The organism is Pedobacter sp. GQ55, assembly GCF_059758925.1.
This window is the reverse complement of the sequence record NZ_JCAXEI010000007.1, coordinates 1-23,960: the sequence shown is the minus strand read 5'-3', so window position 1 is coordinate 23,960 and position 23,960 is coordinate 1. Positions and strand designations below refer to the sequence as shown.

The following is a 23,960-nucleotide window of genomic DNA, read 5'->3' as shown; positions in this document are numbered from 1 at the left end:
TTTAAAACAGGTTTTTAATGATCTGTTCAATAGATAATCCTTCGGCCTCAGCTCTATAATTGCGCACAATGCGATGTCGTAAAATTGCTTCTGCAACGGCCTGAACATCCTCAATATCCGGTGAATACTTCCCCGATATGGCGGCATGGCATTTTGCTCCAATAACAAGGAATTGGGATGCCCTTGGGCCTGCACCCCAGCTTATATATTTATTAATATCCTCAGTAGCCAAGGCTGTATGAGGACGGGTTTTACTTGCCAGCTTTACGGCGTATTCAATTACATTGTCTGCTACAGGAATATTTCTTACCAATTTTTGGAAATACTGAATCTGTTTGGCGTCTATTATCTTTTTAAGCTTAACGTCGTTGTTGCTGGTCGTGTTCTTTACTATTGTAAGCTCATCAGCGAATGTAGGATAGCTTAGTAGAACATTGAACATGAATCGATCCAATTGAGCTTCAGGCAAAGGATATGTGCCTTCTTGCTCAATAGGGTTCTGAGTTGCCAACACAAAGAATGGATTTGGTAATACATGTCTTTGCCCGGCCGCTGTGACAGCCTTCTCTTGCATGGCCTCAAGAAGTGCCGCCTGAGTTTTTGGTGGCGTTCTATTGATTTCGTCTGCAAGAACTATATTTGAAAATATAGGTCCGGTTATGAATTTAAAGTTTCTGTCTTCACCTAATATTTCAGCGCCAATAATATCGCTTGGCATTAAATCTGGAGTAAATTGAATCCTGTTAAAGTTAAGATCCATTACATCAGCAACGGTTTGAACAAGCAACGTTTTGGCTAGCCCTGGAACGCCAACCAGTAAGCAATGACCATTACTGAAGATGGAAATCAAAACAGATTTTACCACCTCTTCCTGACCTATAACAACTTTCCCTATTTCGGTTCTAATGTTGTTATAAGCTTGATGCAACGCATCTACTGCCTTTATATCATTTTCAAACTGCATGCGCGTTATTTTTTAGCAGTTGAATTTTTAGTCCAAATTTTTAATTCATCACAATCGTCATAATCTTCGTCAATTCTAATGTAAGTGTTTTCTCTTCTTTTTTCGAACCATTCACTCAGCATTCTATCGATTTTATTCTGTTGTGCTTTCTCTTTGAATTTAGAATAATCCTGTTCCAGGTTTCCTTTATGTGGTGGAATTTTAGATTTTAAATAAAGAATCTTATATCCTTGTTTGCCATCAGGATCTGTAAAAGAAACAGGCTGAGAGATTTCGCCCACTTTCATTGTATCAACAACAACAAAGACTTTTGGATCAAGTTTATCAGCTGGGATAAATGTAGTTCTGGCAGTAACATTGTCTGCATATAATATCATACCACCGTTATATTGAGATTCTTTGTTATCAGAATATAATGAAGCGGCGGTAGAGAATGGAAGTTTTTTCGCTATGATATTTTTATAAATGGTATCGGCTTGTAATTTAGTTCTTTCTAAACTGGCTGGTGTAGTTTCCGGACGTATAAGGATATGGCGTGCCTGAACCTGTTCTCCGCGGCGTTCAATAACCTGAAGAATATGGAAGCCGTGTTCTGATTCAAATACCGGCGACATTTCTCCTGGTTTTAATTTAAATGCCCAAGCTGTAAATTCTTTCACCATTCTGGTACGATCGAAGAATCCAAGGTCACCACCTTCAGCAGCAGAACCTGTATCTTCAGAATAAGATTTAGCAAGGAATGCAAAATCCTCCCCACTTTTCACTCTTAACCTTAATGCATCAATTTTATCATAGAATTTTTGCTTTTCTGCTTTTGTAAGTTTTGGATGAAGTACAATTTCTCCAACTTCAAATTCAGTAGGAATATCAGGAAGACTATCTTTTTGATAAGAATCAAAATAACGTTTAACCTCAATTGGTGTGATGTTTACATCCTGAGTTATTTTTTGTTGCATTTTATTAGAAATCAACTGCTCTTTAATGTCAGGTCTGATTTCATCTTTATACTGGAGAACAGAGCGATTTAAAAACTGCTCCAGTCTTTCTTGCCCACCTGCGCGCTGGATCTGATAACGCATACGTTTTTCAACCTCCTCATCAACTTGGGCTTCTTCAACTAGAACAGAGTCAATTTCCGCTTGTTGTTTAAGTAGTTTCTGTGCAAGCATTTGTTGCAATATGTAGCACTTTACTTTATCGTCATCAGGATTTCCTGAATTTAAGTATTGCGCATATTGCTGATTTAAATCTGATAGTAAAATGATGTTATTACCCAATACAGCAACAACTTTATCTATATTTTTCTTTTGAGCCTGTACGTTGAAAAACAAACAAATCAATCCGCTTGCTGTTACTAAAAATTTCCTCATTCTATGGTTGTTCAATTATATTCTTTTTGCAAATCTAATATTATCTATGCTATTGGCGTGTAATTTATGGCTTAGCCAATTTTCTTATCTCGTCCTGATTAATCCTCACAGGGTATTTTTTTCTTAATGTTTTTATCCATTCATTCTCCAGTTCCTGCTGATAATCTGTGACTACCTGCCCTCTAACCTCATCAAAAGAACTTTGCAAATAAACGCTTTTGTTTTTATCATAAAAAATGCGGAGCTGATTTTCATCATTCTGCGCCTGGTTCCATACCTTTATTTCAGAGATATTAAACATTAAAACCGCCTCTTTATATTCATTCATTATGAAAAGATATTCTGGCTTTGTTTTCGATATTCTTTTCTGTGTACGCAATGCGTGTTCATAGTTTTTTACCTCGGCAAGATAGGCGGTGTCCTTATCCAGACCCAACTCCCTGGCTTCAGTAACCTTAAGTTTGAAGTTTATATATAGGGTTAGATAAGCCTGTAAATCTTCATCCGTCGCATTTCCGTTGCCGGAATGATTTTTTTTATAGACCCACATAAACTCTTTATTGCTTATTGGTTTTCCATTAACTACAGCCACATTTTGAGCAAACGCACCGGTAATAAAAAGACTGATGATAATGGAACAGTAAACTTTTCTCACAAAAGACTTATGGTATATAATTTTAAGGCATAAAAGTAATAAATAAAGGTACTATAATGAGATATTTAACTAATTTTAACAGAAAAAAGATTTTCAATAAAATTATCATTAATGGTGAGCCAACTTACAACTGACGGAGAAGGTCTGCGTTTATTTTTTACAGATGATATTTACCTGGTTAAAGAGCCTGAGGGTATATTAAATGAAGAAGTACAAACTTATGTGAAAGATGAAGCTGCTTTACTTGCGCAGCCTTTAATTGTTAGTGAACCAATAATCTCTTTAGTTAAAGAACAGCCTGAGTTTAAATTTTTAGGTAATAATAACCGTAATATCCTGATTTTGGTATATGATGATCATAATGATGTTAGCGATGAAAAGGGCAGAGAGTTGTTAAGAAAGATCGTAAAATCAATAAATCTCACAGCTAGTGATTTCGCGCTGCTTAATTATGCCAAATGTAAAGAAGCAAGCTATGAGCAATTGAAGACGCGTTTTTCGAGCGTTATAGTATTTGCATTTGGTGTTTCGCCTCAACAACTTGGATTAAAGCACCATCCTGAAAACACGGTAGTAACCGAAGGTGATGTAAAGCTGATCTTTTCTTCGGCGCTCCAAAAACTGGATGAAGATGCAAATGGAAAAAAAGTGCTATGGGGTAGTTTGAAGCAGCTGGGACTATGATTTTAGCTGAATTGGTGTTTGCTACCAACAATAAGCACAAAACAGAAGAAATTGGTAAACTCCTTGCAGATCAATATAAAGTTTTAAATCTTAAAGATATTGGCTGCGATGTGGATATTCCTGAAACCGGGAACTCATTTGCAGAGAATGCGGAGCTTAAAAGCAGTTATGTAACTGATAATTTTAAGTTGGATTGTTTTGCTGATGATAGCGGATTGGAAATTGATGCATTAGATAACGAACCTGGAATCTATTCAGCCAGGTATTCAGGAGTTAGAGATGATCTTGAAAACCTTAATCTTGTACTGAAAAAGATGGAGGGCAAAGCGAATAGAAAGGCCCATTTTAAGACAGTTATTTCTTTAAACCAAGATAATAAGAACTATCTTTTTGAAGGGGTTATTTATGGTAACATTACACAAATTCCAATTGGAGATGAGGGATTTGGTTATGATCCAATATTTATGCCTATTGGCTATGACAGGACTTTTGCGCAAATGACCATGGCCGAAAAAAATGAGATCAGTCACAGGGCTATTGCGATGAAAAAACTTATTGCTTTTTTAAAGGAGCAGGTGTAATTTTTTTAGCAGTATCAGGTTTTTTACTGGTATCGGGCTTTAAGGGTAAGTTCTTAATTGGTGCTATAATAGCTTTTGCTGAATCTATTGCGGCTGAATCAATTTTGGAGGCAACCTTAACCACCTCTTTTGTAGCTGCTTTAATTAATCCTTTTTTTGCTATTTCAGCTTTATTGGGTGCTTTAGCTGTTGGGATTCCAGGTTTTTTTGCCCCTGTTGCCGGTGTTTTAGATGCTACAGGCTTTGTTTTAGGTTTCCCACTTATTACTTCCTTTTTAGAAAGCGGCCTAAGTTCAGGCTTCCATGTAAATCCTGTTAATAAAACATCTTCTTTTAGTTCCGTAATGGGCACCCTAATTCCCTCTGGTTCTTTAACAGTAAGTATATGGCTTATTTCTTTGTCTTTAAACAAGATCTTTATTCTACTGCTTACAGTTTGGTTCATGTCGGTGTATACACTGTCTTTTCCTCTGTTATAATAAACACTTTCTGCATTCCCATCCACAAACATGGTGCTTAATTCTCCATCTTTAAAGAAAGCGGTAATGAGCTTCCCTTTTATCTGATTAAATTTTGCAGAATCTGCATTCACATTCACCTGGAATGCGTTGTCTATTACCTGTAGTGTATTAAGCTTGTTGTTTTTTAAGCGGAGGTAAATGGTGTCTCCGGTTTGCTGAGAATTCTGGGACCATAAAATAGGATCTCCATACCACCTTAAAGTGGAATCGGCACTTGTATAAAATAGAGAGTCCGCTTTAGCCTGCAAATTGGATTTGTAAACCCTTACATTATGATAAGCTTTAATGGAACGTGTTTTTACTGTATCCAAAGGGTTGGGCGGTATTGAATCCTTAATGTTTTTCTTTACTAAACTATCTGTGGTTTTGATGGCCGCGTCAACCTTTTTCACTACATTTCCTGGTTTTGCCGGGCTCTCGGCCTTTTTACCTGAAATCTCTGTCTTTATAGCTTTGATGGGGGCTTTGGCTGCATTTAAAGAGTCCTTAATTAATGGTGGAGTGTCAGGTTTCTTTTGAGCAACACTATCCTTAGAAAGGCTATCCTTGGGTAAAGGAATCTTTGTTAGCAGACTATCTTTAACTGCCGTAGAGTCAGCAGGTTTTGTGTTTTTGTTATCTTTTTTAGCAGTTTTTGCCTTTTCTTTTGCTTCTTTTTTCTCCGATTTCTTTGTTATCCCGATTTCCTCGGCCGTCATGCCGGGTGCTTGTGATGCATTATTCTTTTGTGGTTTTTCAGGGTCACCAAGTTCATTATTCTTTTTGAGCACAGGTGATTCAATTAGTTTCAATGTTTTTTGAAGTACCATTTGAGTCTCTAATGTATCTGAACCTAACCATAAACTATCTGGCTGTAACTTGTTGTTCACGGTTATGGAGTCTTTTGTGCCCATACCTACATATGCATTTTTGGTTACAACAGCACGCTCGTCTATTTTGTAGTAATAACCCAATTGCCCATAAAGAACCGTCTTGTCGGCAGTATCTTTGAAGATGATATTCCTAACGGCCTTGCCATATCCTGCAATACCATCGTAGTATAAACTATCTCCTTTTAAAGATTTAGTTCCATTGGTGTATAAGTTTTTCTTGCCAAAATAAGCATATTCAGTTTTGGTGTTATATGCACCGTTTTCGGTATATAGGTTGTCTTCTTTACCTTTTATATTTGTAGGGCCATAAAAATAGGTCCAGTTGGTAAGGGTATTGTATCTTAATGTATCTGATTTAATAGTGCTTTGTGGTGTTACTACTACCACATTATAACGAAAGTAAGAATCCCGGCTATTAGAAAAGTAATATCCGTTTTTACTCGTTAGCGTCACATCCTTATTGACAATTTTGCCCCCTTCTACATATGTTCCAACCTTGGTGGCCATATTGTAATCAAGTACATTAGTGGTAAGAACAGATTCCTTATCGATCATACGCACGTTACTGGTTAAATGGGCAATTTTAGTATTTCCATTGTATGTTAAGTGATCGGAGTAGATATTTATGGTATCTCCCTGATTAATATGGACGTTTTTAAATGCTTCAAAAACATTATCATTTTGATAAAAAACGGCACTGTCGCAAGTTAGCGTAGCATTTTCATGAATAAATACCGGGAACTTCAGATAAGAAATGTTTTTCTTTCCATCTGTATTTCCTATTCTGGCATCCTTCAAAATAATCTTGGTCCTCTGTTGCGCTAGCAAAGAGAAAGGAAACATGAAAAAGATAATGAAAAAGCGTATTTTCTGCACTTTACAAAGTTAGTTTTTTGCTTACCATTTTAATTAAATATTTTTGAAAGATGTTACCCATTCAAAACTTTAAAGATTTTATCAGCCATAATTCACTCTTCGCTGCCAGCGACAAGATATTGCTTGCCGTTAGCGGAGGGAAAGATTCTGTTTTAATGGCCCATCTCTTTAAACTCGCTGGTTTTGATTTTGGTATAGCACACTGTAATTTTAATTTAAGAGCAGATGAGTCTCAAAGAGACGAAAGCTTTGTACGAATGCTTGCCAATTCCCTGGAAGTGCCACTTCATGTCACCCATTTCAAAACTAAAAATTACGCTGCAGAGCATAAAATATCTACCCAGATGGCTGCGAGAAACTTGCGGTACAATTGGTTCGAAGAGATACGGGAATCTAATAATTACAACTTCATCGCTCTTGCGCAGCACCAGGATGATGCCATGGAAACCGTATTGCTAAATTTAACCAGGGGAACGGGGATAGCTGGATTGCATGGCATTTTCCCTAAAAGAGATAAGCTCATCAGGCCACTGCTATTTCTTTCGCGTGAGCAAATCAATGAATTAATAGCAAATCATAATATTGATTTTGTAGAAGATAGCTCAAATTTATCTGTAGACTATGCCCGTAATAAAATACGCCTAAAGGTTATCCCTCATCTTAAAGAGATTAATCCTAATCTGGAGCAAACGTTTGAACAAAACATTCAACGATTTGCTGAAACGGAGCTTGTGTTGCAAAAAGCAGTTTCCCAATTAAGGGAGGACTTGCTTATCGAAAAACAAAATAGCCTGCACTTGTCAATTGCCAAGGTCAAAGCATTGAAGCCACAGCGGTTGTTAATTTTTGAACTGCTGAGACCATTTGGCTTCTCGGAACTTGTAGTGATAGAGCTGCTGCAAGCGCTGAATAAGCAAAGTGGGACCTCTTTCTACAGCAGTTCTCATAGAATTACCATAGATAGGGATGATTTAATACTAAACCCTATTGTTGAAGAAAATCAGCAATTGGCATTTATTCATATTAATGATCAGAGTGTAAGTCTGTCACATCATAAGATTTTAATGTCTTTCATAGATGGACCATATTTTGAAAAGGCTACCAAGAGGGCGTTTGTAGATGCTGATAAGCTCCTGTTTCCTTTAGTAGTGCGTCCCTGGCAATCTGGTGATAAGTTTATGCCGCTTGGTATGGAATTCTTTAAAAAGTTAAGTGATTTTTTTATTGATGAGAAAATTCCGCTTGTAGAGAAGGCTGGTGTTCCTATTCTGATAAATGGAAACGGCGAAATTATTTGGTTGGGCGGTATGAGGCAAGATGACAGATACAAGGTAACATCGGCAACAAAAAAAGTGGCTATATTCGATCTAAAATAATCATATTACATTTTTTAAACAATCTTAACTAAGATAGGGATACTACGGGAATAAAAAAAAAGTAACTTTATTGAAATTTAAACAAATGAGCAACCGCTACGCTTTTTTTGAAAAGCAATACATAGGACGTGACTATATCAGGATCTGTATCAGACTGGTTATGGCTGCATTTTGCTTTGCTGCCTACGTATATGAACGAGATAGAGATAATACCCAGGATTTATTTCTTGTAGTAGGGTTTGGTATCATCGGAGTTTCGATAGCGTTGCTTTTTCTAATTCAGTACAAAACAATTATTGAGAATAAAAAAATCATAATTAATGGTTTGTGGTCTGCTAAAAGAGTAGAGATAGATCTGAACTCAATAGTTAAAGTAAGAAAAGATACTTATAGTAATTACTTATTCAATAACCCCGTTTATAACCTTCATCGTAAGGGGAGTATTCGGTTTTATTCATCCGGAAAAGACGCGGTTGTACTTACTGATACTGATGGATTTGAGTATTACATTGGGACGCAGAGACCTAATGAAATGTATCTGGTGATACAAGCAGAGATGAAATCTTAAATCAAATCTTTTAGACCGGGCAGAAACTTAAATAATTGCAATTGTTTAACACAAAGCTCAATTTAAGTAGTGTACTTTGCATCGTAAAAAAATATTCATGAAAATAGGTATCGTTTGTTACCCGACTTTTGGAGGTAGTGGTGTAGTTGCCACTGAATTAGGCAAAGCGCTTGCCGACGAAGGTCATCAGGTACATTTCATCACATATAGCCAACCAGCCAGGTTGGACTTTTTCTCTGAAAACTTATTCTATCACGAAGTATCAGTTAGAGATTATCCATTATTCGATTATGCACCTTACGAATCTGCATTAGCCAGTAAACTGGTGGATGTAGTCCGTTTTGAAAAACTGGATATTCTGCATGTTCATTATGCAATTCCACATGCATCTGCGGCATTTATGGCAAAGCAGATTTTGGAAACTTATGGCATTAATATTCCATTTGTAACCACGCTGCACGGTACAGATATTACGCTTGTTGGTAAAGACCCTACCTATAAGCCGGTAGTTACCTTTTCTATCAATAAATCGGATGGGGTTACAACTGTTTCGCAAAGCTTAAAGGATGATACAGAGAAGCATTTCGAAATTACTAATGAGATTCAGGTTATTCCAAACTTTATTGATTTTTCAAGATTTAGTTTAAAACCAAAAGATCATTTTAAAAAAGCTATTGCTCCTAATAACGAACGCATATTAATTCATACTTCAAACTTTCGGAAGGTAAAGCGTACGGCGGATGTGATTAGAATGTTTCAAAAGATTCAGGCTAAAATTCCTTCAAAATTATTGATGGTAGGCGACGGTCCCGAACGTGCATATGATGAACAGCTTTGTAGAAACCTTGGGATTGGTGAACACGTTCGATTCTTAGGAAAACAAGATGCAATAGAAGAAATTCTTTCTGTTTCCGATTTGTTTTTAATGCCCTCAGAGTCTGAGAGCTTTGGTTTGGCAGCACTTGAAGCCATGGCTTGCAAAGTTCCAGCCATTACTTCAAATGCAGGTGGATTACCTGAATTAAATATTGACGGCTTTTGTGGGTATATGAGCAATGTTGGTGATGTTGATGATATGGCCTCAAAAGCGATCCATATCCTGGAAAATGATGATATATTAAAGCAGTTTAAAGAAAACGCTTTAACAAGAGCAAAAGATTTTGATCTTAAGAAAATATTGCCGGCTTATATTAACTACTATAACACGGTCATTGAAGCACAGCATAAACTAAAAGCGGTGTAATTAGAGTAACATGAAAAAGAAAAGAGGGGGGTATCTTCCTCTTTTCTTTTGATATTGTGACTAGCACATTTCATCTCGATAAGGGAGATCTCCTATCGAGGACGAGTGCTTTTAAGCTCTTTATTTCTTAGGTGCAAAAACCAGACAAACTGGAGCTCCAACAGCAATTCTCTTTCCTGTATCCTTTAATTCACCCGTTTGTGTATCGCGTTCAAATACCACCACATCATTTGTATATTGATGAGCAACCAACAGGTACTTTCCGGTAGGATCAATTGCAAAATTTCTTGGGCCTTTACCTAAAGTACTGATTTGACCTCTTTTGCTTAGCAAGCCACCCTTTTCAATGGCAAAAAATGTGATTTTATTTTCACTTCCTCTGTTGCTGGCATATAGGAATTTGCCGTCGGGAGAGATATGGATATCAGCACCGCCGTTTTCTCCACTAAATCCGTCTTCAGTTATTTTAGTTTCCTGTATTTTTTCTAGTGAGCCGTTAGTATAGCTGAAAACTGTTATTCCCGCATCCATTTCGTGAATCAGGTATGCGTATTTACCATCTTTACTAAAAGCGATGTGTCTTGGTCCGGCGCCGGGCGTTATTGCTACGCTATCATGAGGCGTAAGAACATCATTAGTCCCATTGATATTGTAATTATATAAGTAAACCTTATCTGTTCCAAGGTCATTAATAATTAAATATTTATGGTCTGGTGTAAAGAACACCATGTGTACATGAGGACTATTTTGTCTGTCTTTATTAATGCTTTTCCCAGAGTGCTGAACAATTTGTTTTATTGCTCCTAATGAACCATTGCTTTCAATGCCAAAAACAGAGGCATTACCTCCAGAATAATTGGCAGAGATTACATTTTTCTCATCGGCAACAATATAACAAGGGTCATTACCATTCGTAGCCTGTTTGTTTAGAAACTTAAGATCACCTTTTGCTGCGTCAAAATTAAAGGCGCTTACCGCACTTGTTTTGTCCATCTCGTTTACGGCGTAAACAAATTTGTTGTTGGCACTTAAGGTAAGGTAACTTGGGTTTTCCACACCTTTTGTAACACTTAACTGTTTAGACTCACCCGTATTGGCGTCAAAGTCATAAGTATAAATTCCCTCACTTTTACCCGTATTGGTATATGTTCCAATTATTAAATTGTAATCATTTTTCTGTGCACAACTTTGCATCGCTAAAAGGATAATGGGTAAAAGGAAAGATTTTCTCATGTTTAAATTATTTAATCAGATGTTTGATCTGGATTAATTCATGTTCTTCAAGGAAGCGCCATCTTCCACGTGGAAGATCTTTCTTGGTTAAATTACCATAAACTACTCTATCCAGTTTAACTACATCATAACCCAGGTGCTCAAAAATTCTGCGCACAATTCTGTTTTTACCACTATGGATCTGGATGCCAACCTCACGTTTGGTGCCACCGGCAACGTAAGATACCGAGTCTGGTTTAATTATACCATCTTCAAGTTCAATCCCAAACTGAATTTTATTCAAATCACCCTGACTTAAACTTCTGCTTAATTCAACGTGATAAATTTTTGTAATACCATTTTTAGGGTGAGATAGTTTGTCGGCAAGATCACCATCGTTTGTCATTAATAACAAACCGGTAGTATTGCGATCTAATCTTCCAACAGGATAAATGCGTTCTCTGCTTGCTTTTTCAACAAGTTGCATAACGGTTCTGCGTTCTTGTGGATCATCAGTAGTAGTGATATAATCTTTAGGTTTGTTTAATAGTACATAAACCTTTTTCTCACGTTTTAACAATTCACCGTTATAGCGAATCTCATCTTTTGAAGGATCAACTTTCTGACCTAGTTCAGAAACAACTACTCCATTGACAGAAACCACACCAGCAGCAATAAGCTCATCGGCTTTACGACGAGAACAAATTCCTGAATTTGCAATGTATCTGTTTAAACGGATTAGGCCGTCATCTTTTATAACAGGAGATTTCCTGCTACGCATAACCGTTTCTTTATCGAAACGTTCAGGACGTCCACCGCGCTCTGCACGATCGGGGCGAGATTGAAAGTCTGATTTCGGACCGTCTCCCTCTCTTTTTCTGAATGGTCTGCTGTCAGTACTTCTGGACGATTGTCCTTTTTTATCATCGAATTTCCTGAAAGGCTTATCGCCAGTAGGACTAAAATTATCTTTCTTTATGTAACTGCGAGTTTTTTCGCCTGGAGGTGTTTCTTTTGAGCTACCTTCTTTATAAGCTCTAGGTTTGTAGTCTCTGTTGTCTCCGTCTCTTGGTGTTCTGGGTTTAAAGTCTTTGCCTGCCGCACCTCTAGGGGCGAAACCTTTTGAATCACCATCTCTTGGTGTTCTTGGTTTGAAATCACCACCTGAAGTTCTCGGACCTCTTGATTTGAAATCTTTTGAGTCGTTTTCAGTTCTTGGTTTAAAGCCTCTCGAATCTCCGTCTTTTCCTCCTCTAGGTTTAAAATCCTTTCTGTCGCCCTCTCTTGGCTTATAATCTCTATTGCTATCTCCGTCTCTTGGCGTTCTTGGCTTAAAGTCTTTCGACGCACCAAATTTATTATCTTTTCCTTCTCTATCATCAAACTTGCTTTTTCCCTTGTAAGAACTCTCTGTTCCACTTGGTCTTTTGCCAGTTGTGCTTCGGTTTCCCGGTTTGGACTTGTCATCCCGACTGTTCCTGTTGTTGTTTTTTATCATGATACGCTTTTAACCGCATAATTTATGCGGGTGCAAACTTACTTAAAATTGCTCTAATTCACAATTTTAAGTGTAGATAAACCGTAATATTTCGGAAAATTCAGAGCTCCTTTATCGGTTGGTTTTCTAGATTTTAATGGGTGGTTTTGGAGTCGAAAAAGCTAGGTTTTTAGCATTTTTTATCTTGTGTAAGCTGAACTAAAAAAATCTGGCCTCACGGCAGTTTAAACATCGATTTTGGAAGTGTTTTTCATAAAAGATTGATAATTAGGTCAATATGTCGTATGTTTGCAGGCGTTTTATATTATTAACCAAAAAAAGGAGGAAAATGATAAAGAAACACATAATAACATGTACGGTAATAATTTCATTACTGGTTATGGCAAAAGTGTTTGCTTACAACATGCCCCAAGCAGCAAAAAGTCTTTCAAAAAAAGAAAAAACAACAACAAAAGATACAACAGTAACACAAAATGAAAAGCCATTATCTCTGATGGCTAAATTGAGTTTCGCAGAAGAAACACTACCACTAGGGGATGCCAAAGTGGAACGCAAAATGAAGAGAATTCTAGCTGAATTTAACTTCGATAATTTACAGACCAACCGCCTGCATAGAAAAGCAGCAGAATGGTTTCCTGTGATAGAACCAATCCTTGCCGCTTACGGCATTCCAGAGGATTTTAAATATGTTCCATTAGTAGAATCAGGATTAAAATCGGGTGTGTCATCAAAAGGTGCCGCAGGGTTTTGGCAATTTATGCCGGCAACAGCCCGTTCATATGGTTTGAAAGTCAATTCAAATGTTGACGAGCGTAAGAATTTACGTAAATCAACTATAGCAGCCGCTAAATACATCAAAGAGCTTTATGGTATTTTTGATAGCTGGACGCTTGTTGCCGCAGCCTATAATGTAGGTGATGGCCACATGAGACGACAGATAAACAGACAGAATCAGGATAATTATTTCAAAATGAAATTAAATCGCGAAACAGGCGGTTATGTTTATAAATTGATTTCCATGAAAGAGATAGTGGAAGATCCTGTTCGTCATGGCTATAAAGCTCCGAGAGCATTGTTAGCCCTGAACGCGGGTAATGCCCAAAGTTCTATAAATTAGAAAGAGATAAGACACGTGCAAATGGGGAAAGCCGTTCCAAATTATTGGAACGGCTTTTTGTTTTATATGAAAATTACTAATTTACTGCCCTATGATGGGAGTGATGAAACTGCGTATACAAGATATGAAGTATGGTCCAGGGGAAACCCTGGTTCTTACATTCGATGTTTTGGATGGGTTAAAACCAAAATACTTAGCCGGCCAATTTTTAACATTAGTTTTTGACATTCAAGGAAAAGAACTTAGGAGATCGTATTCTCTATGCAGTTCTCCTGATGTTGATGAACCACTTGCTATTGCTATAAAACGTGTAGAAAACGGCGAAATATCGAGACTATTGCATCATAGGACAGCCGTTGGAGATATCCTTTATGCCATGCAGCCCAATGGTTTGTTTACTTACCCACCGCAAGATGAGCTAAAAAGAACTGTCTTCCTTTTTGGCGCAGGAGTAGGCATTACACCTCTTTTCTCTATTATTAAAACTGCGCTTGTAAAAGAAAGCCAGTCGAAGCTCATCCTTATATATAGTAGTCGCTCTCCTGGCGAGACACTTTTTTACGACGCCCTTAACGAGCTGCAGAATAACTATCCCGATAGGTTTAAGATTATATATGTGTCCAGTCAATCGCAGAATCTGATGATGGCCAGATTAAATGTGTTTCTTATAGAAAAAATAGTTAAGGAATACATGAAGTTTGATAAAAAGGATGCTTTGTTCTATACCTGCGGACCAATAGATTATATGGTTACCTGCCGCATTACCCTTCTTAATTTAGGGTTCGATATCAGTCAGATCAAAAGAGAGACTTTTGTAATGCCCGAGGATGAAGTAGATGAAGACGATACTACAGAAAAAGAAATAAAGGATACCAATACTTACTCGGTTGTTCTAAACTTAAAAGGCCAGGAATATCGACTTTCGGTGCCCTATAATAAAACTATACTTAACGCTGCTCTTGAACAAAACATAGATGTGCCTTATAGCTGTAAGGCCGGTATTTGCAGTACTTGTACCGCAAATTGTGTTAAAGGCGGTGTACGTATGGATTATAACGAAATTTTAATGGATGATGAAATTGCTGCCGGCAGGGTGCTGGTCTGCACAGGTCATCCTACAGAAAATGACACAACCATAGTTTGGTAAATAGATAATCTTTCCTTATAATGGCTTACCTTTGTGCCTTTAAAATTGTTATCTTAATCATCAGATATCCATATTGTTTTTAATATATATATGAGCAAAAATACCATCGACCTGGGCGAGCAAAAAGATGTAGAAGTATATGGTGCCAGGGTGCATAACCTTAAAAATATAGATGTTTCCTTTCCCAGAAATAAGCTTGTTGTAATTACAGGTTTAAGTGGGAGCGGTAAATCCTCTCTGGCATTTGATACCATTTATGCCGAGGGACAACGCAGGTATATGGAAACCTTTAGTGCCTATTCGCGCCAGTTTATGGGTGGAATGGAAAGGCCTGATGTAGATAAAGTCTCGGGCTTAAGTCCGGTTATTGCGATAGAACAAAAAACCACAAGTAAAAACCCAAGATCCACAGTAGGAACAATCACTGAGATCTATGATTTTATGCGTTTGCTGTATGCCCGTGCAGCTGATGCCTTTTCTTACAATACAGGTGAGAAGATGGAGCGTATGAGCGAAGACCAGATCCTTAATAACATCTTCAATAAGTTTGATGATATGCCGGTGAATATTCTGGCACCCGTTGTTAAAGGACGTAAAGGCCACTACCGTGAGCTTTTTGAGCAAATCCGTAAACAGGGATATGTAAAAGTGCGTATTGATGGCGATATTCAGGATATTACACCTAAAATGCAGGTCGATAGGTACAAAATCCACGACATAGAAATTGTTGTAGACAGGCTTGTAATAGATAGAAAGGATATTAAGCGGCTTCAGGATTCACTTCAAACCGCTATGCGTTTAGGAAAGGGAATCATTAAAATAAGTGATAAGGCCAACAATGTGTCTCACTTCAGCCGTTTTTTAATGTGCCCAACAACTGGTATCTCTTACGATGAACCGCAGCCAAATAGTTTTTCTTTCAACTCTCCTTATGGAGCTTGCGAGAATTGTGACGGTTTAGGGTACATCTTTGTAATTGATAAAGAGTCTGTAATGCCTAATCCCAAGCTAAGTATTCTAAATGGTGGATTAGCCCCGTTGGGCGAATACCGTGAAGTTTGGGTGTTTCAGGTTTTAAAGGCGCTTGCAAAAAAATATAACTTCTCACTTTCAACTCCTCTTGAAAAACTTGGAGAAGAGAATATTAATATTCTTTTAAATGGTACCCACGAATTATTAAGTGTAGCCGTAGAATATAATAAATGGAACGTTCAGAATTATCAAATTTCATTTGATGGAATTATTAAACTACTGGAGGAGCAGCAAGAGCGAAAGGGCGAAGGAGGAGTTGATGATATGGAGAGCTTCCGTAAACTAAAAACCTGCCCGGTATGTAATGGTGCGCGTTTAAAGAAAGAGAGCCTGAACTTTAAAATTGATGGTAAGAACATATTTGAGCTTGCCGAAATGGACATCATCAGCCTTAAAAACTGGTATGTAGATGTGGAGAGCAGACTTACTGAGCGACAAAACATTATTGCCAAAGAAATTCTTAAAGAGATCCGTGCCAGATTAGGCTTCCTTACAGATGTTGGTTTAAATTACCTGTCGCTAGATCGTACTGCCCGTACACTTTCAGGTGGCGAGGCACAGAGGATAAGGTTGGCTACCCAGATTGGGTCGCAGTTGATGAACGTAATGTATATTTTAGATGAACCTAGTATTGGTTTACATCAGCGTGATAATGAACGTTTAATAGGCGCACTAAAGAACCTCAGAGATCTTGGTAATACGGTGCTGGTTGTTGAACACGATAAGGACATGATTCTTGAAGCAGATCATGTAATAGATGTAGGCCCTGCAGCAGGAGCCCATGGAGGACAAATTGTTGCCCAGGGTACACCGGCTCAAATTCTGAAATCGGATACCTTAACTGCCGCTTACTTAAATGGTAAAAAGGGGATAGAGGTGCCGGCTAAACGCAGAAAAGGAAATGGACACAAGCTTTCCATCATTAAGGCAAGCGGACACAATTTAAAGGATGTTTCGGTTGATTTTCCATTGGGCAAATTTATAGCTGTAACCGGAGTATCTGGCAGTGGTAAGTCAAGTTTAATTACCGAAACACTATACCCAATATTAAACCATCACTTCTTTAGAGCAAAGAAACATCCGCTTCCATACGAAAAGATAAATGGCTTAAAAGAAATAGATAAAGTAATTGAAATAGATCAGGCACCTATTGGTCGTACACCTCGTTCTAATCCATCTACTTATACAGGTGTATTTTCAGATATCAGAAATCTGTACGTTCAGTTGCCCGAAGCCAAGATAAGAGGTTATAAACCCGGGCGCTTCTCATTCAATGTAAAGGGAGGGCGTTGTGAAACCTGTCAGGGTGGAGGCATGAAAGTTATAGAAATGAATTTCCTGCCGGATGTACAGGTGCCATGTGAAGAGTGCGGAGGAAAAAGGTATAACCGCGAAACGCTGGAAGTACGTTACAGAAGTAAATCTATCAGTGATGTATTGGACATGAGTATAGAAGAAGCATGCGATTTCTTTGAGAACATGCCTTCTATCTATCGCAAAATTAAAACACTTAAAGATGTTGGTTTAGGATATATCACCCTGGGGCAATCATCAACAACCTTATCGGGAGGAGAAGCGCAGCGTGTAAAACTGGCGACTGAACTTTCTAAAAAGGACACAGGAAGAACTTTTTATATTCTTGATGAGCCAACAACAGGTTTGCACTTTGAGGATATCAATGTATTGTTAGGTGTGCTAAACGAATTGGTTGAAAAGGGGAATACAATACTGGTAATTGAACATAACCTGGATGTTGTAAAAGTTGCCGACTGGGTTATTGACCTTGGCGAAGAAGGTGGTATTGGTGGAGGCAGAATTATCTTTGAGGGGACACCAGAAGGATTAATTCAAAATCCAATAAGCCTTACCGGCAAGTTTTTGAAAAAAGAAATGGGACTTTAAGCATATGGCTATCTTTTTAAATTCTTTCATTCCAGATTCAGATCCGCACAGCAAAGCGCAGGTTGTAGGGACGGGTCTGGGCAAACAAAATACTAAAGAAGAAGAAACATCTCCTTATCGCCTTATACAACCTGATGATATAAAAAAGTTATTTAAAGAAAGAACAGCATTCTCTTATAAAGGCACTTATGGACATGCATTAATTATTGCAGGCGCTCCCCAAACTATGGGGGCTGCATTGCTGGCCGCTAGGGGCTGTCTTTATGCAGGAGCAGGTCTAACTACCACTTCAATGCCCGAAAGCGGCCTGGTGGCGTTAAATACATCCTTGCCAGAAGTAATGTTTGTAAAAAGAAAGGCACTGCTAAAAAATCAAGCATTAACTAAGTATAGTGCCATATCTATAGGCCCAGGTTTAGGTAAAGGAGCAAAGGCTGAGCAGACACTGGCGCAATTATTTGCATTGAAAAGAGACTTTATTGCTGATGCAGACGCTTTGAATATATTGGCGTCGCGTCCGGATCTGTTAGCTGTAATAGAAAAGCACTCCATAATAACGCCCCACCTAAAGGAATTTGACAATTTATTTGGCAAGCATACAAATTGGTGGGACAGGCTGCAGACCGCGCGAAAAAAAGCGATACAGCTTGGGATAGTTATTGTGCTTAAAAACCAATATACTTTTATAGTGAGCCAGCGAGGCGAAGTACTTATTAATTCCACTGGTAATCCGGCAATGGCGCAGGGTGGTATGGGCGATGTGCTTACCGGAATAATTACAGCATATGTTGCACAAGGTTATCCTGCTAAGGATGCCGCAATATTAGGATGTTATTTTCATGGCAAGGCAGGCGATGATTTGGCTGCGGATGTTTTTAATGTAACTGCATCGCAGGTTGCAATGCAACTTCCAAAAACGGTAAAAGATTTCCTCAGTTAAAATTATTAGATCGAAACGTTGCCTATTACAATCATTTGATTCATGGTAGGGCTTACGCTACCACCTTTTTTCTCTAGCGTTACTGCAAATGCAGCAGCAGAGCCAATTTCTTTCATGTCTACAAGTATATGAGTAGAATCTGCTTTAACATCAAATACACCTAAATCAACAGGTTTACCATTTACAATAGCCCAAAGTTGGTATTGATGTTGCTGATCATTGGCAGGTAAATCCATTTTAGAATTGTCGACCATCACATGTTTACCTTTCGCATGCCAGTAAACCGTCATTTTAGCTTTCGGATCCATAACGGTTCCTGCTAGTTTTACAGTTTTCCAATCCGGATCATTGTTCATATCAATGATCTTTTGCAGATCAGCATTGCTTTGCTTCATGAAATTCACTGTGCTTGTAAATTTCTCGTTGTTAAGGTTTAAAGCAGAAATCTGGTTTTTTGCATCCCCTAATTGATGGTGTGCAGAGTAAAGCGCAACAATACTTACTATTAAAAGCGCAATGCATGCTACAAGCGCAATTCGTAAAGATTTTATTTTAGACTCGTAAGGAGCAGTGTTCATTGGTACAATTACCGCTTCTTTTATCGGTTCAATTACCTTAGCAGGCTCTGGCAAAGGTTCGGTTTTTTCCGGGCTTTTAGATACACCTATTTTTTCAAGGATTTCACTCTCCAGATCATTAGAAGGACTTATCGCATTTTCAAGCGCATATTGTTCCATCGCAATCTCAATGGCTTCAATTTCCTGTTTTATTTCAGGATATTTTGATGCCATTGCTTCAACTTCTTTCTGCTCCTGAGCATTCAATTGCCCCAGAACGTAAAGTTCAAGTATGCCTGATTCAATATATGCTTTTACTTCTTCCACTTTAGTTAAAATGCTTTCTTAATTCCATAATAGCCATTCTGATACGTGTTTTTACAGTGCCTAATGGTAGATTTAATTCTTCTGCCGTTTCTACGTGTGTGTACCCCTTAAAATACACCATATTTAGTACATCGTTAAATTCGGGTTTAAGCGCGGTAACCATATCTTTAATCCCCAGAATATCCGCATTAAAGGTAACTTCTTTTTGTGCGTCAATGAAATCTACGTTATTTTCTATATCTTGGTTTTTACCTGAATTTTTAAAATCTTTTGAGCGTAACTTGTCTATAGCTAAGTTGCGCGCAATGTTCATCATCCATGTAAATAATCGACCTTTAGAGCTGTCGTAGCTATCTGCCGAGTTCCAGACCTTTATAAAGGTTTCTTGCAACAAATCTTCGGCTACTTCAGTTTGGGGAATAATCCTTGAGATAACACCTAGCAGCGCCCCAGAGTACATGTCATACAATGCCTGAACAGCTATAGTATCCCGATTTTTCAGTTTACTAACCAGCTCTTCTTCAGATAGCGATATTTTTTTTGTAGTTCCCAAGGGTTTACTAATATACAGAAACTACAACAAGACGAAAGGAGAATTTGTTTTTAATTAACCAGGAAGTTAAAAATCAAATAAGTGTTTCTCAGCATGATAAGAAGAACGTACCAGAGGGCCGCTTTCTACATATCTTAATCCTTTAGCCAATCCTATTTCCTTGTATTTAGCAAACTGATCTGGATGAATCCAGTCTATCACAGGGTGATGATTACGTGTAGGTTGCAGATACTGGCCCAGTGTTAATATATGAACTCCGTTAGCTACCAGGTCGTCCATTGCTTCTAAAACATCATCCTCTGTTTCGCCTAAACCAAGCATAATGCCTGTTTTAGTTCTTAATCCAAACTCCGAAATACGTTTCAGACATTCTAAACTTCTATCGTATTTTGCCTGGATACGCACTTGTTTTGTTAAACGTCTAACCGTTTCAACATTGTGCGACATCACCTCAGGTCTTTCTTCCAGTACGCGGTATAAGTTATCCCATACCCCCCTGAAATCTGGAATAAGTGTTTCAAGAGTAGTCTCAGGACTTTCTCTTCTAATGGCTTGTAGCGTCTCCGCCCAGATGATCGAACCACCATCCTTTAAGTCATCTCTGTCTACCGAAGTGATAACGCAATGTTTTACCTGCATCAGTTTAACAGAGTTGGCCACGCGGTTTGGCTCGTCCAAATCAACTGCTAAAGGTCGGCCTGTAGCCACAGCACAAAATGAGCAGGAACGTGTACAAATATTTCCCAGAATCATAAAGGTAGCCGTACCTGCACCCCAGCATTCGCCCATATTAGGGCAATTACCGCTTTCGCAGATCGTATGTAGCTTATGAGTGTCTACAAGATTGCGAACTTGTGCATATTCTTTACCAACAGGAAGCTTTACTCTAAGCCAATCTGGTTTACGTTGTACTGGGTTTTCTGAAACAACCGGAAGTGCGATCATGATACAAAGTTAAGCAATAGGTTTGAATTGTTGCAAAAATGAAATGTTTACCTGGTGTAATGTTATTTTTTAGCCCTATGTAAGTTGTTGGTAATCAGTTTTGTGTGGCTTGTACAATGATCATACAATAGTTAAACAATGCTTAGGCAATAAAAGATTGTATGAACAGTGTGTAAACTGTTGATAGACAACGTGTAACGGAGGTGTAGGGCATGCGTTGAGCAGCCCTGAAAAGTGTTTCTTTTAACTTGTAGAGTAGATTTGTTAACTGTTGATCAATTCTGCAACTTCTAATTGTTGATCACTTCTGCAACTTCGTCTGCAGAGATATCGCTATGAGAAGCATCCAGGATACAATCTCCATCTTTGATCAAAAGGATTTGAGGAGATTCATGATGTACTTGAAAAGTTTCAGCTATTTCTGCAGAAATATCCCGATAGTTGATCAGGTCCAGAAAATACAGTGACGTATCCGCTGGTAGTACTTCCCAATCTAATTCAAAGCGTCGTTTAGCCATAGAGCTAACCGAACAGCGGGTACTGTGTTTAAAAATTAAACTGTAACCTTCTTTTTGTTTTATTTCGCTGATTTGAGTTAAATCAGTAATGTTTTTCCACTGCATCTAATATCTTTCTAAAGTTTAGCCTTAGTTATCATCTTCTTCTCTTGCCTTCCGGATACGAATTGTAAGCCGGACAAAGCCTATTAGAACATGCTTCTAAAACAGATATGGCAAAAAATACGCCAAGTAATAAAATAGCTACTTTCTTCATCTGTATGATCTTTAATTGATATATTCTTCTAATCTACGGCTTTTCGAAGAAAGTATCAAAGTAATTTTAGACTGTTGCCAAAAGCTCAGCCATTTTTAAAGCGGTAATAGCAGCCTCATCGCCTTTATTTCCATGTTTACCACCGGCTCTGTCTATAGCCTGTTGCTGATCATTGGTAGTTAATACCCCAAATATTACAGGCTTGCTATGTTTAACACTTACCTGAGTGATACCGTTTGCAACTGCATCGCAAATGAAGTCAAAGTGTTTGGTATCACCCTGAATTACACAGCCAAGGCAAATAACCGCATCAAGATCTTTATGTTTTTGTAAAAGCAGATCAGCTGCGGATGTTAGTTCAAAACTACCTGGTACTGCAATTGATAGGATATTCTCTTGGGCAACACCATATTTAGTTAGTGTTTCCAGAGCGCCATTGTATAAACTCCCGGTAATTTCTGCGTTCCATTCTGCTACTGCTATAGCTATCTTGAAAGCGCTTCCGTTTGGTACTGTTGTATGAGAAAAATCAGACAGGTTCTTTAATTGTGTTGCCATGTGGCAAAGCTATGGAAAAATCATAAAAGTTTTTTAATTGAAAAGTAAGGAAGTGCTTAAAATAGCTTCTTTGATTCCAAATATGAGACAGTCTGTTTTGATATGAAAAGATAAAGATCGTGATACATACGGCTACTTGGTAGTCTGAGTAGTTGATAATCGGGATATTTTTGATTTATCATTTCCTGTATGCCATAAATAATGGGATTGTGAAAACCCATTTCAAGATAATTGCAGGTAAATGTGTGTTGTTTATTATCTATTTCAAACGAGACCTTAAATTCATGTGTATTAAAATAGGTCTCAGGATCATAATCGGGGAAGCCATCCTGGATGTTTGAAAAATTTAATATTCCTTTGGAGATGCGATTTAAAGACTCGAGAAACTCTTTGTACGGTTTTTTGCCCGGTGGTGGTTCAGTAATTACAGTAATTGCGACTTCGGGAAAGGACGCTAGAATATCTGCAGCCAAGTAATACGATTTTTGGTAAATATTTGAGATACGTTTGTTCAACTCCTTACTGCTTAAAACTGAAAAAATTCCACTTTCTTTAAAATGATGAATCGCGTAAGCTACGTGTTTATAGGAAATCGGCAGTTGGAAATTAGGTCTAGGATCATTATACAAAAATTTCTCATCGCTGCTAGAGAAGTCAAATGTTTGATGGTTTTCGCGCTCCACTCTGCAAATGATGAGCTTCCGATTATGTTCAGGAAATAGGAGTCCAGGCAATTTCGAGATTAATGAAGTAAATCTGTAGCTGCAATTAAAATCAGCAAGCAGGGTATTCACAGCTTTAAGTATGTTTTGAACAAGGGCTTGATCATGACCAGGCTTATTTTCGGATATGTAAACTACTGAGTAATCAAATTGATGGACTTGCTCTCCGGTATTGATATTTATTGTCCATTCCTTGGAATGATGAAATGGGACCCCGGAAAAATCACTAGTTGAGAATGTAATCTCCTCAATTTTAAAGATGGTATAGGTTAATCTATTTATAATTTCGGTAAGATCTGCAAGTAGTTTTTCATGGCCTTCTGGATATTGTGACAGATCCAGAATTTCGCAAAACTTAGTGTGCCTAAAGAAATCAAAATAGCTTTTAACCTTGCTCTCCTTTATATCTGCTTGTAATCTGTCCTTTTCTTCAGGATCCAGTATTCCGGTAACTGAGTAATTGGAATACTTTTGAGTAAGCGTTTCGGCAAATTCTAATTGTTTTTCTGTGGTAAATGTCTCTTGTAATTTGATTAGTTCATTTGCCAGATGTAATATGTAAAATTCGTTTAGAATGGAATGTTTCAGTACTTCATCCAGCTTATGATACACCTCCCCATCAATCAGCTCATATTTTAATAAGATTTCTAAAAAAGCAATTATCTCTTTACTATTTTGCTCATCGGAAGGCAATGGTGCTGATTCGTCTGCTACAACAACAATCCCAACATTAGTATTTATTTCTTCTGAATCTCTGTTTAAGAAAAAATAATACAAGGCTTCAAGAGGTAACAATGAATGTTGCCGGGTTTCTTTATTCAAGAAATTTGATATTCTTGATGCTTCATTGTCGGTAATGATTTTTGCGCTTTTGAGGTCGTTAATTAAATCCATGGGTTAGAATTTTTATTAAGGTAGAGAAAATAGGGGAAACCTAAAAAGCTTAAACAAAAAAGGCCAGTACAA

General features: G+C 37.8%; 21 protein-coding genes. 9 read left to right on the top strand and 12 right to left on the bottom strand.

Features of this window, described 5'->3' with window-relative positions:
- Position 1: 1 nt before the first annotated feature.
- The 3 genes from AC6CH7_RS18005 to AC6CH7_RS17995 all read right to left on the bottom strand — a co-directional run bounded on the left by AC6CH7_RS18005 (position 2) and on the right by AC6CH7_RS17995 (position 2,989).
- Entirely contained in the window at positions 2–964 is a 963-nt protein-coding gene (locus AC6CH7_RS18005; RefSeq protein ID WP_172661582.1) for an AAA family ATPase, read from the bottom strand.
- A 5-nt stretch (positions 965–969) separates the two neighbouring features.
- Positions 970–2,334, bottom strand: coding sequence for a peptidylprolyl isomerase (locus AC6CH7_RS18000; protein WP_498264063.1), 1,365 nt, complete (start codon positions 2,332–2,334; stop codon positions 970–972).
- 64 nt (positions 2,335–2,398) lie between these two features.
- Positions 2,399–2,989, bottom strand: coding sequence for a hypothetical protein (locus AC6CH7_RS17995; protein WP_498264062.1), 591 nt, complete (start codon positions 2,987–2,989; stop codon positions 2,399–2,401).
- A gap of 111 nt (positions 2,990–3,100) precedes the next feature.
- Here AC6CH7_RS17995 and AC6CH7_RS17990 point away from each other — a divergent pair, with 111 nt between their 5' ends.
- Both AC6CH7_RS17990 and rdgB read left to right on the top strand, forming a co-directional pair.
- Entirely contained in the window at positions 3,101–3,673 is a 573-nt protein-coding gene (locus AC6CH7_RS17990; RefSeq protein ID WP_498264061.1) for a hypothetical protein, read from the top strand.
- On the top strand, positions 3,670–4,254 hold the full coding sequence (gene rdgB / locus AC6CH7_RS17985; RefSeq protein ID WP_498264060.1) for an RdgB/HAM1 family non-canonical purine NTP pyrophosphatase: 585 nt from the start codon (positions 3,670–3,672) through the stop codon (positions 4,252–4,254). The genes AC6CH7_RS17990 and rdgB overlap by 4 nt, the downstream gene beginning before the upstream one ends.
- On the opposite strand, the gene AC6CH7_RS17980 is transcribed toward rdgB, so the two are convergent.
- Complete coding sequence (locus AC6CH7_RS17980) at positions 4,226–6,490, bottom strand: OstA-like protein (RefSeq protein ID WP_498264059.1); 2,265 nt, start codon at positions 6,488–6,490, stop codon at positions 4,226–4,228. The two genes, rdgB and AC6CH7_RS17980, sit on opposite strands and share 29 nt — an antisense overlap.
- 83 nt (positions 6,491–6,573) lie before the next feature.
- Between AC6CH7_RS17980 and tilS the strand changes: the two genes are divergently transcribed.
- From tilS to bshA, 3 genes are all read left to right on the top strand, one after another.
- Positions 6,574–7,899, top strand: coding sequence for a tRNA lysidine(34) synthetase TilS (gene tilS, locus AC6CH7_RS17975; RefSeq protein WP_498264058.1), 1,326 nt, complete (start codon positions 6,574–6,576; stop codon positions 7,897–7,899).
- A gap of 85 nt (positions 7,900–7,984) precedes the next feature.
- Positions 7,985–8,467, top strand: a complete 483-nt coding sequence (locus AC6CH7_RS17970; protein ID WP_498264247.1) for a hypothetical protein — start codon at positions 7,985–7,987, stop codon at positions 8,465–8,467.
- A gap of 97 nt (positions 8,468–8,564) precedes the next feature.
- Positions 8,565–9,710, top strand: a complete 1,146-nt coding sequence (bshA, locus tag AC6CH7_RS17965; protein ID WP_498264057.1) for an N-acetyl-alpha-D-glucosaminyl L-malate synthase BshA — start codon at positions 8,565–8,567, stop codon at positions 9,708–9,710.
- Between the two features lie 120 nt (positions 9,711–9,830).
- Here bshA and AC6CH7_RS17960 read toward each other — a convergent pair whose 3' ends face one another.
- Complete coding sequence (locus tag AC6CH7_RS17960) at positions 9,831–10,943, bottom strand: lactonase family protein (RefSeq protein ID WP_498264056.1); 1,113 nt, start codon at positions 10,941–10,943, stop codon at positions 9,831–9,833.
- Positions 10,944–10,950: 7 nt separating this feature from the next.
- Positions 10,951–12,420 carry a pseudouridine synthase gene (locus AC6CH7_RS17955; protein WP_498264055.1) on the bottom strand — a complete coding sequence of 490 codons (1,470 nt, stop codon included), beginning with the start codon at positions 12,418–12,420 and terminating at the stop codon, positions 10,951–10,953.
- A gap of 328 nt (positions 12,421–12,748) precedes the next feature.
- On the opposite strand from AC6CH7_RS17955, the gene AC6CH7_RS17950 reads away from it, so the two are divergent.
- The 4 genes from AC6CH7_RS17950 to AC6CH7_RS17935 all read left to right on the top strand — a co-directional run bounded on the left by AC6CH7_RS17950 (position 12,749) and on the right by AC6CH7_RS17935 (position 18,558).
- Complete coding sequence (locus AC6CH7_RS17950) at positions 12,749–13,537, top strand: lytic transglycosylase domain-containing protein (protein WP_498264054.1); 789 nt, start codon at positions 12,749–12,751, stop codon at positions 13,535–13,537.
- Between the two features lie 103 nt (positions 13,538–13,640).
- Positions 13,641–14,684, top strand: a complete 1,044-nt coding sequence (locus tag AC6CH7_RS17945; protein WP_498264053.1) for a 2Fe-2S iron-sulfur cluster-binding protein — start codon at positions 13,641–13,643, stop codon at positions 14,682–14,684.
- A 90-nt stretch (positions 14,685–14,774) separates the two neighbouring features.
- A complete protein-coding gene (uvrA, locus tag AC6CH7_RS17940; protein ID WP_498264052.1) occupies positions 14,775–17,618 on the top strand; it encodes an excinuclease ABC subunit UvrA in 2,844 nt (947 codons plus the stop codon).
- A 4-nt stretch (positions 17,619–17,622) separates the two neighbouring features.
- A complete protein-coding gene (locus AC6CH7_RS17935) occupies positions 17,623–18,558 on the top strand; it encodes an NAD(P)H-hydrate dehydratase (RefSeq protein WP_498264051.1) in 936 nt (311 codons plus the stop codon).
- Between the two features lie 5 nt (positions 18,559–18,563).
- Here the strand turns inward: AC6CH7_RS17935 and AC6CH7_RS17930 are convergent, their stop codons facing one another.
- From AC6CH7_RS17930 to AC6CH7_RS17905, 6 genes are all read right to left on the bottom strand, one after another.
- Positions 18,564–19,442: an anti-sigma factor gene (locus AC6CH7_RS17930; protein ID WP_498264050.1), complete on the bottom strand. Its 879-nt coding sequence runs from the start codon at positions 19,440–19,442 to the stop codon at positions 18,564–18,566.
- Between the two features lies 1 nt (position 19,443).
- Positions 19,444–19,995 carry an RNA polymerase sigma factor gene (locus tag AC6CH7_RS17925; protein ID WP_498264049.1) on the bottom strand — a complete coding sequence of 184 codons (552 nt, stop codon included), beginning with the start codon at positions 19,993–19,995 and terminating at the stop codon, positions 19,444–19,446.
- 66 nt (positions 19,996–20,061) lie between these two features.
- Positions 20,062–20,940: a lipoyl synthase gene (lipA, locus tag AC6CH7_RS17920; protein WP_498264048.1), complete on the bottom strand. Its 879-nt coding sequence runs from the start codon at positions 20,938–20,940 to the stop codon at positions 20,062–20,064.
- A 290-nt stretch (positions 20,941–21,230) separates the two neighbouring features.
- Positions 21,231–21,563, bottom strand: a complete 333-nt coding sequence (ytxJ, locus tag AC6CH7_RS17915; protein WP_498264047.1) for a bacillithiol system redox-active protein YtxJ — start codon at positions 21,561–21,563, stop codon at positions 21,231–21,233.
- 217 nt (positions 21,564–21,780) lie between these two features.
- Positions 21,781–22,272 (bottom strand): 6,7-dimethyl-8-ribityllumazine synthase, encoded by a 492-nt coding sequence (gene ribH / locus AC6CH7_RS17910; protein WP_498264046.1) that lies wholly within the window; start codon positions 22,270–22,272, stop codon positions 21,781–21,783.
- Between the two features lie 56 nt (positions 22,273–22,328).
- Positions 22,329–23,888 (bottom strand): hypothetical protein, encoded by a 1,560-nt coding sequence (locus AC6CH7_RS17905; protein ID WP_498264045.1) that lies wholly within the window; start codon positions 23,886–23,888, stop codon positions 22,329–22,331.
- Positions 23,889–23,960: the final 72 nt, after the last annotated feature.

Coding starts and splice junctions, on each gene's coding strand:
- AC6CH7_RS18005 (WP_172661582.1), bottom strand. CDS start 964: ATGCAGTTTGAAAATGATATAAAGGCAGTAGATGCGTTGCATCAAGCT.
- AC6CH7_RS18000 (WP_498264063.1), bottom strand. CDS start 2,334: ATGAGGAAATTTTTAGTAACAGCAAGCGGATTGATTTGTTTGTTTTTC.
- AC6CH7_RS17990 (WP_498264061.1), top strand. CDS start 3,101: ATGGTGAGCCAACTTACAACTGACGGAGAAGGTCTGCGTTTATTTTTT.
- rdgB (WP_498264060.1), top strand. CDS start 3,670: ATGATTTTAGCTGAATTGGTGTTTGCTACCAACAATAAGCACAAAACA.
- AC6CH7_RS17980 (WP_498264059.1), bottom strand. CDS start 6,490: ATGTTTCCTTTCTCTTTGCTAGCGCAACAGAGGACCAAGATTATTTTG.
- tilS (WP_498264058.1), top strand. CDS start 6,574: ATGTTACCCATTCAAAACTTTAAAGATTTTATCAGCCATAATTCACTC.
- AC6CH7_RS17970 (WP_498264247.1), top strand. CDS start 7,985: ATGAGCAACCGCTACGCTTTTTTTGAAAAGCAATACATAGGACGTGAC.
- bshA (WP_498264057.1), top strand. CDS start 8,565: ATGAAAATAGGTATCGTTTGTTACCCGACTTTTGGAGGTAGTGGTGTA.
- AC6CH7_RS17960 (WP_498264056.1), bottom strand. CDS start 10,943: ATGAGAAAATCTTTCCTTTTACCCATTATCCTTTTAGCGATGCAAAGT.
- AC6CH7_RS17955 (WP_498264055.1), bottom strand. CDS start 12,420: ATGATAAAAAACAACAACAGGAACAGTCGGGATGACAAGTCCAAACCG.
- AC6CH7_RS17950 (WP_498264054.1), top strand. CDS start 12,749: ATGATAAAGAAACACATAATAACATGTACGGTAATAATTTCATTACTG.
- AC6CH7_RS17945 (WP_498264053.1), top strand. CDS start 13,641: ATGAAACTGCGTATACAAGATATGAAGTATGGTCCAGGGGAAACCCTG.
- uvrA (WP_498264052.1), top strand. CDS start 14,775: ATGAGCAAAAATACCATCGACCTGGGCGAGCAAAAAGATGTAGAAGTA.
- AC6CH7_RS17935 (WP_498264051.1), top strand. CDS start 17,623: ATGGCTATCTTTTTAAATTCTTTCATTCCAGATTCAGATCCGCACAGC.
- lipA (WP_498264048.1), bottom strand. CDS start 20,940: ATGATCGCACTTCCGGTTGTTTCAGAAAACCCAGTACAACGTAAACCA.
- ytxJ (WP_498264047.1), bottom strand. CDS start 21,563: ATGCAGTGGAAAAACATTACTGATTTAACTCAAATCAGCGAAATAAAA.
- ribH (WP_498264046.1), bottom strand. CDS start 22,272: ATGGCAACACAATTAAAGAACCTGTCTGATTTTTCTCATACAACAGTA.
- AC6CH7_RS17905 (WP_498264045.1), bottom strand. CDS start 23,888: ATGGATTTAATTAACGACCTCAAAAGCGCAAAAATCATTACCGACAAT.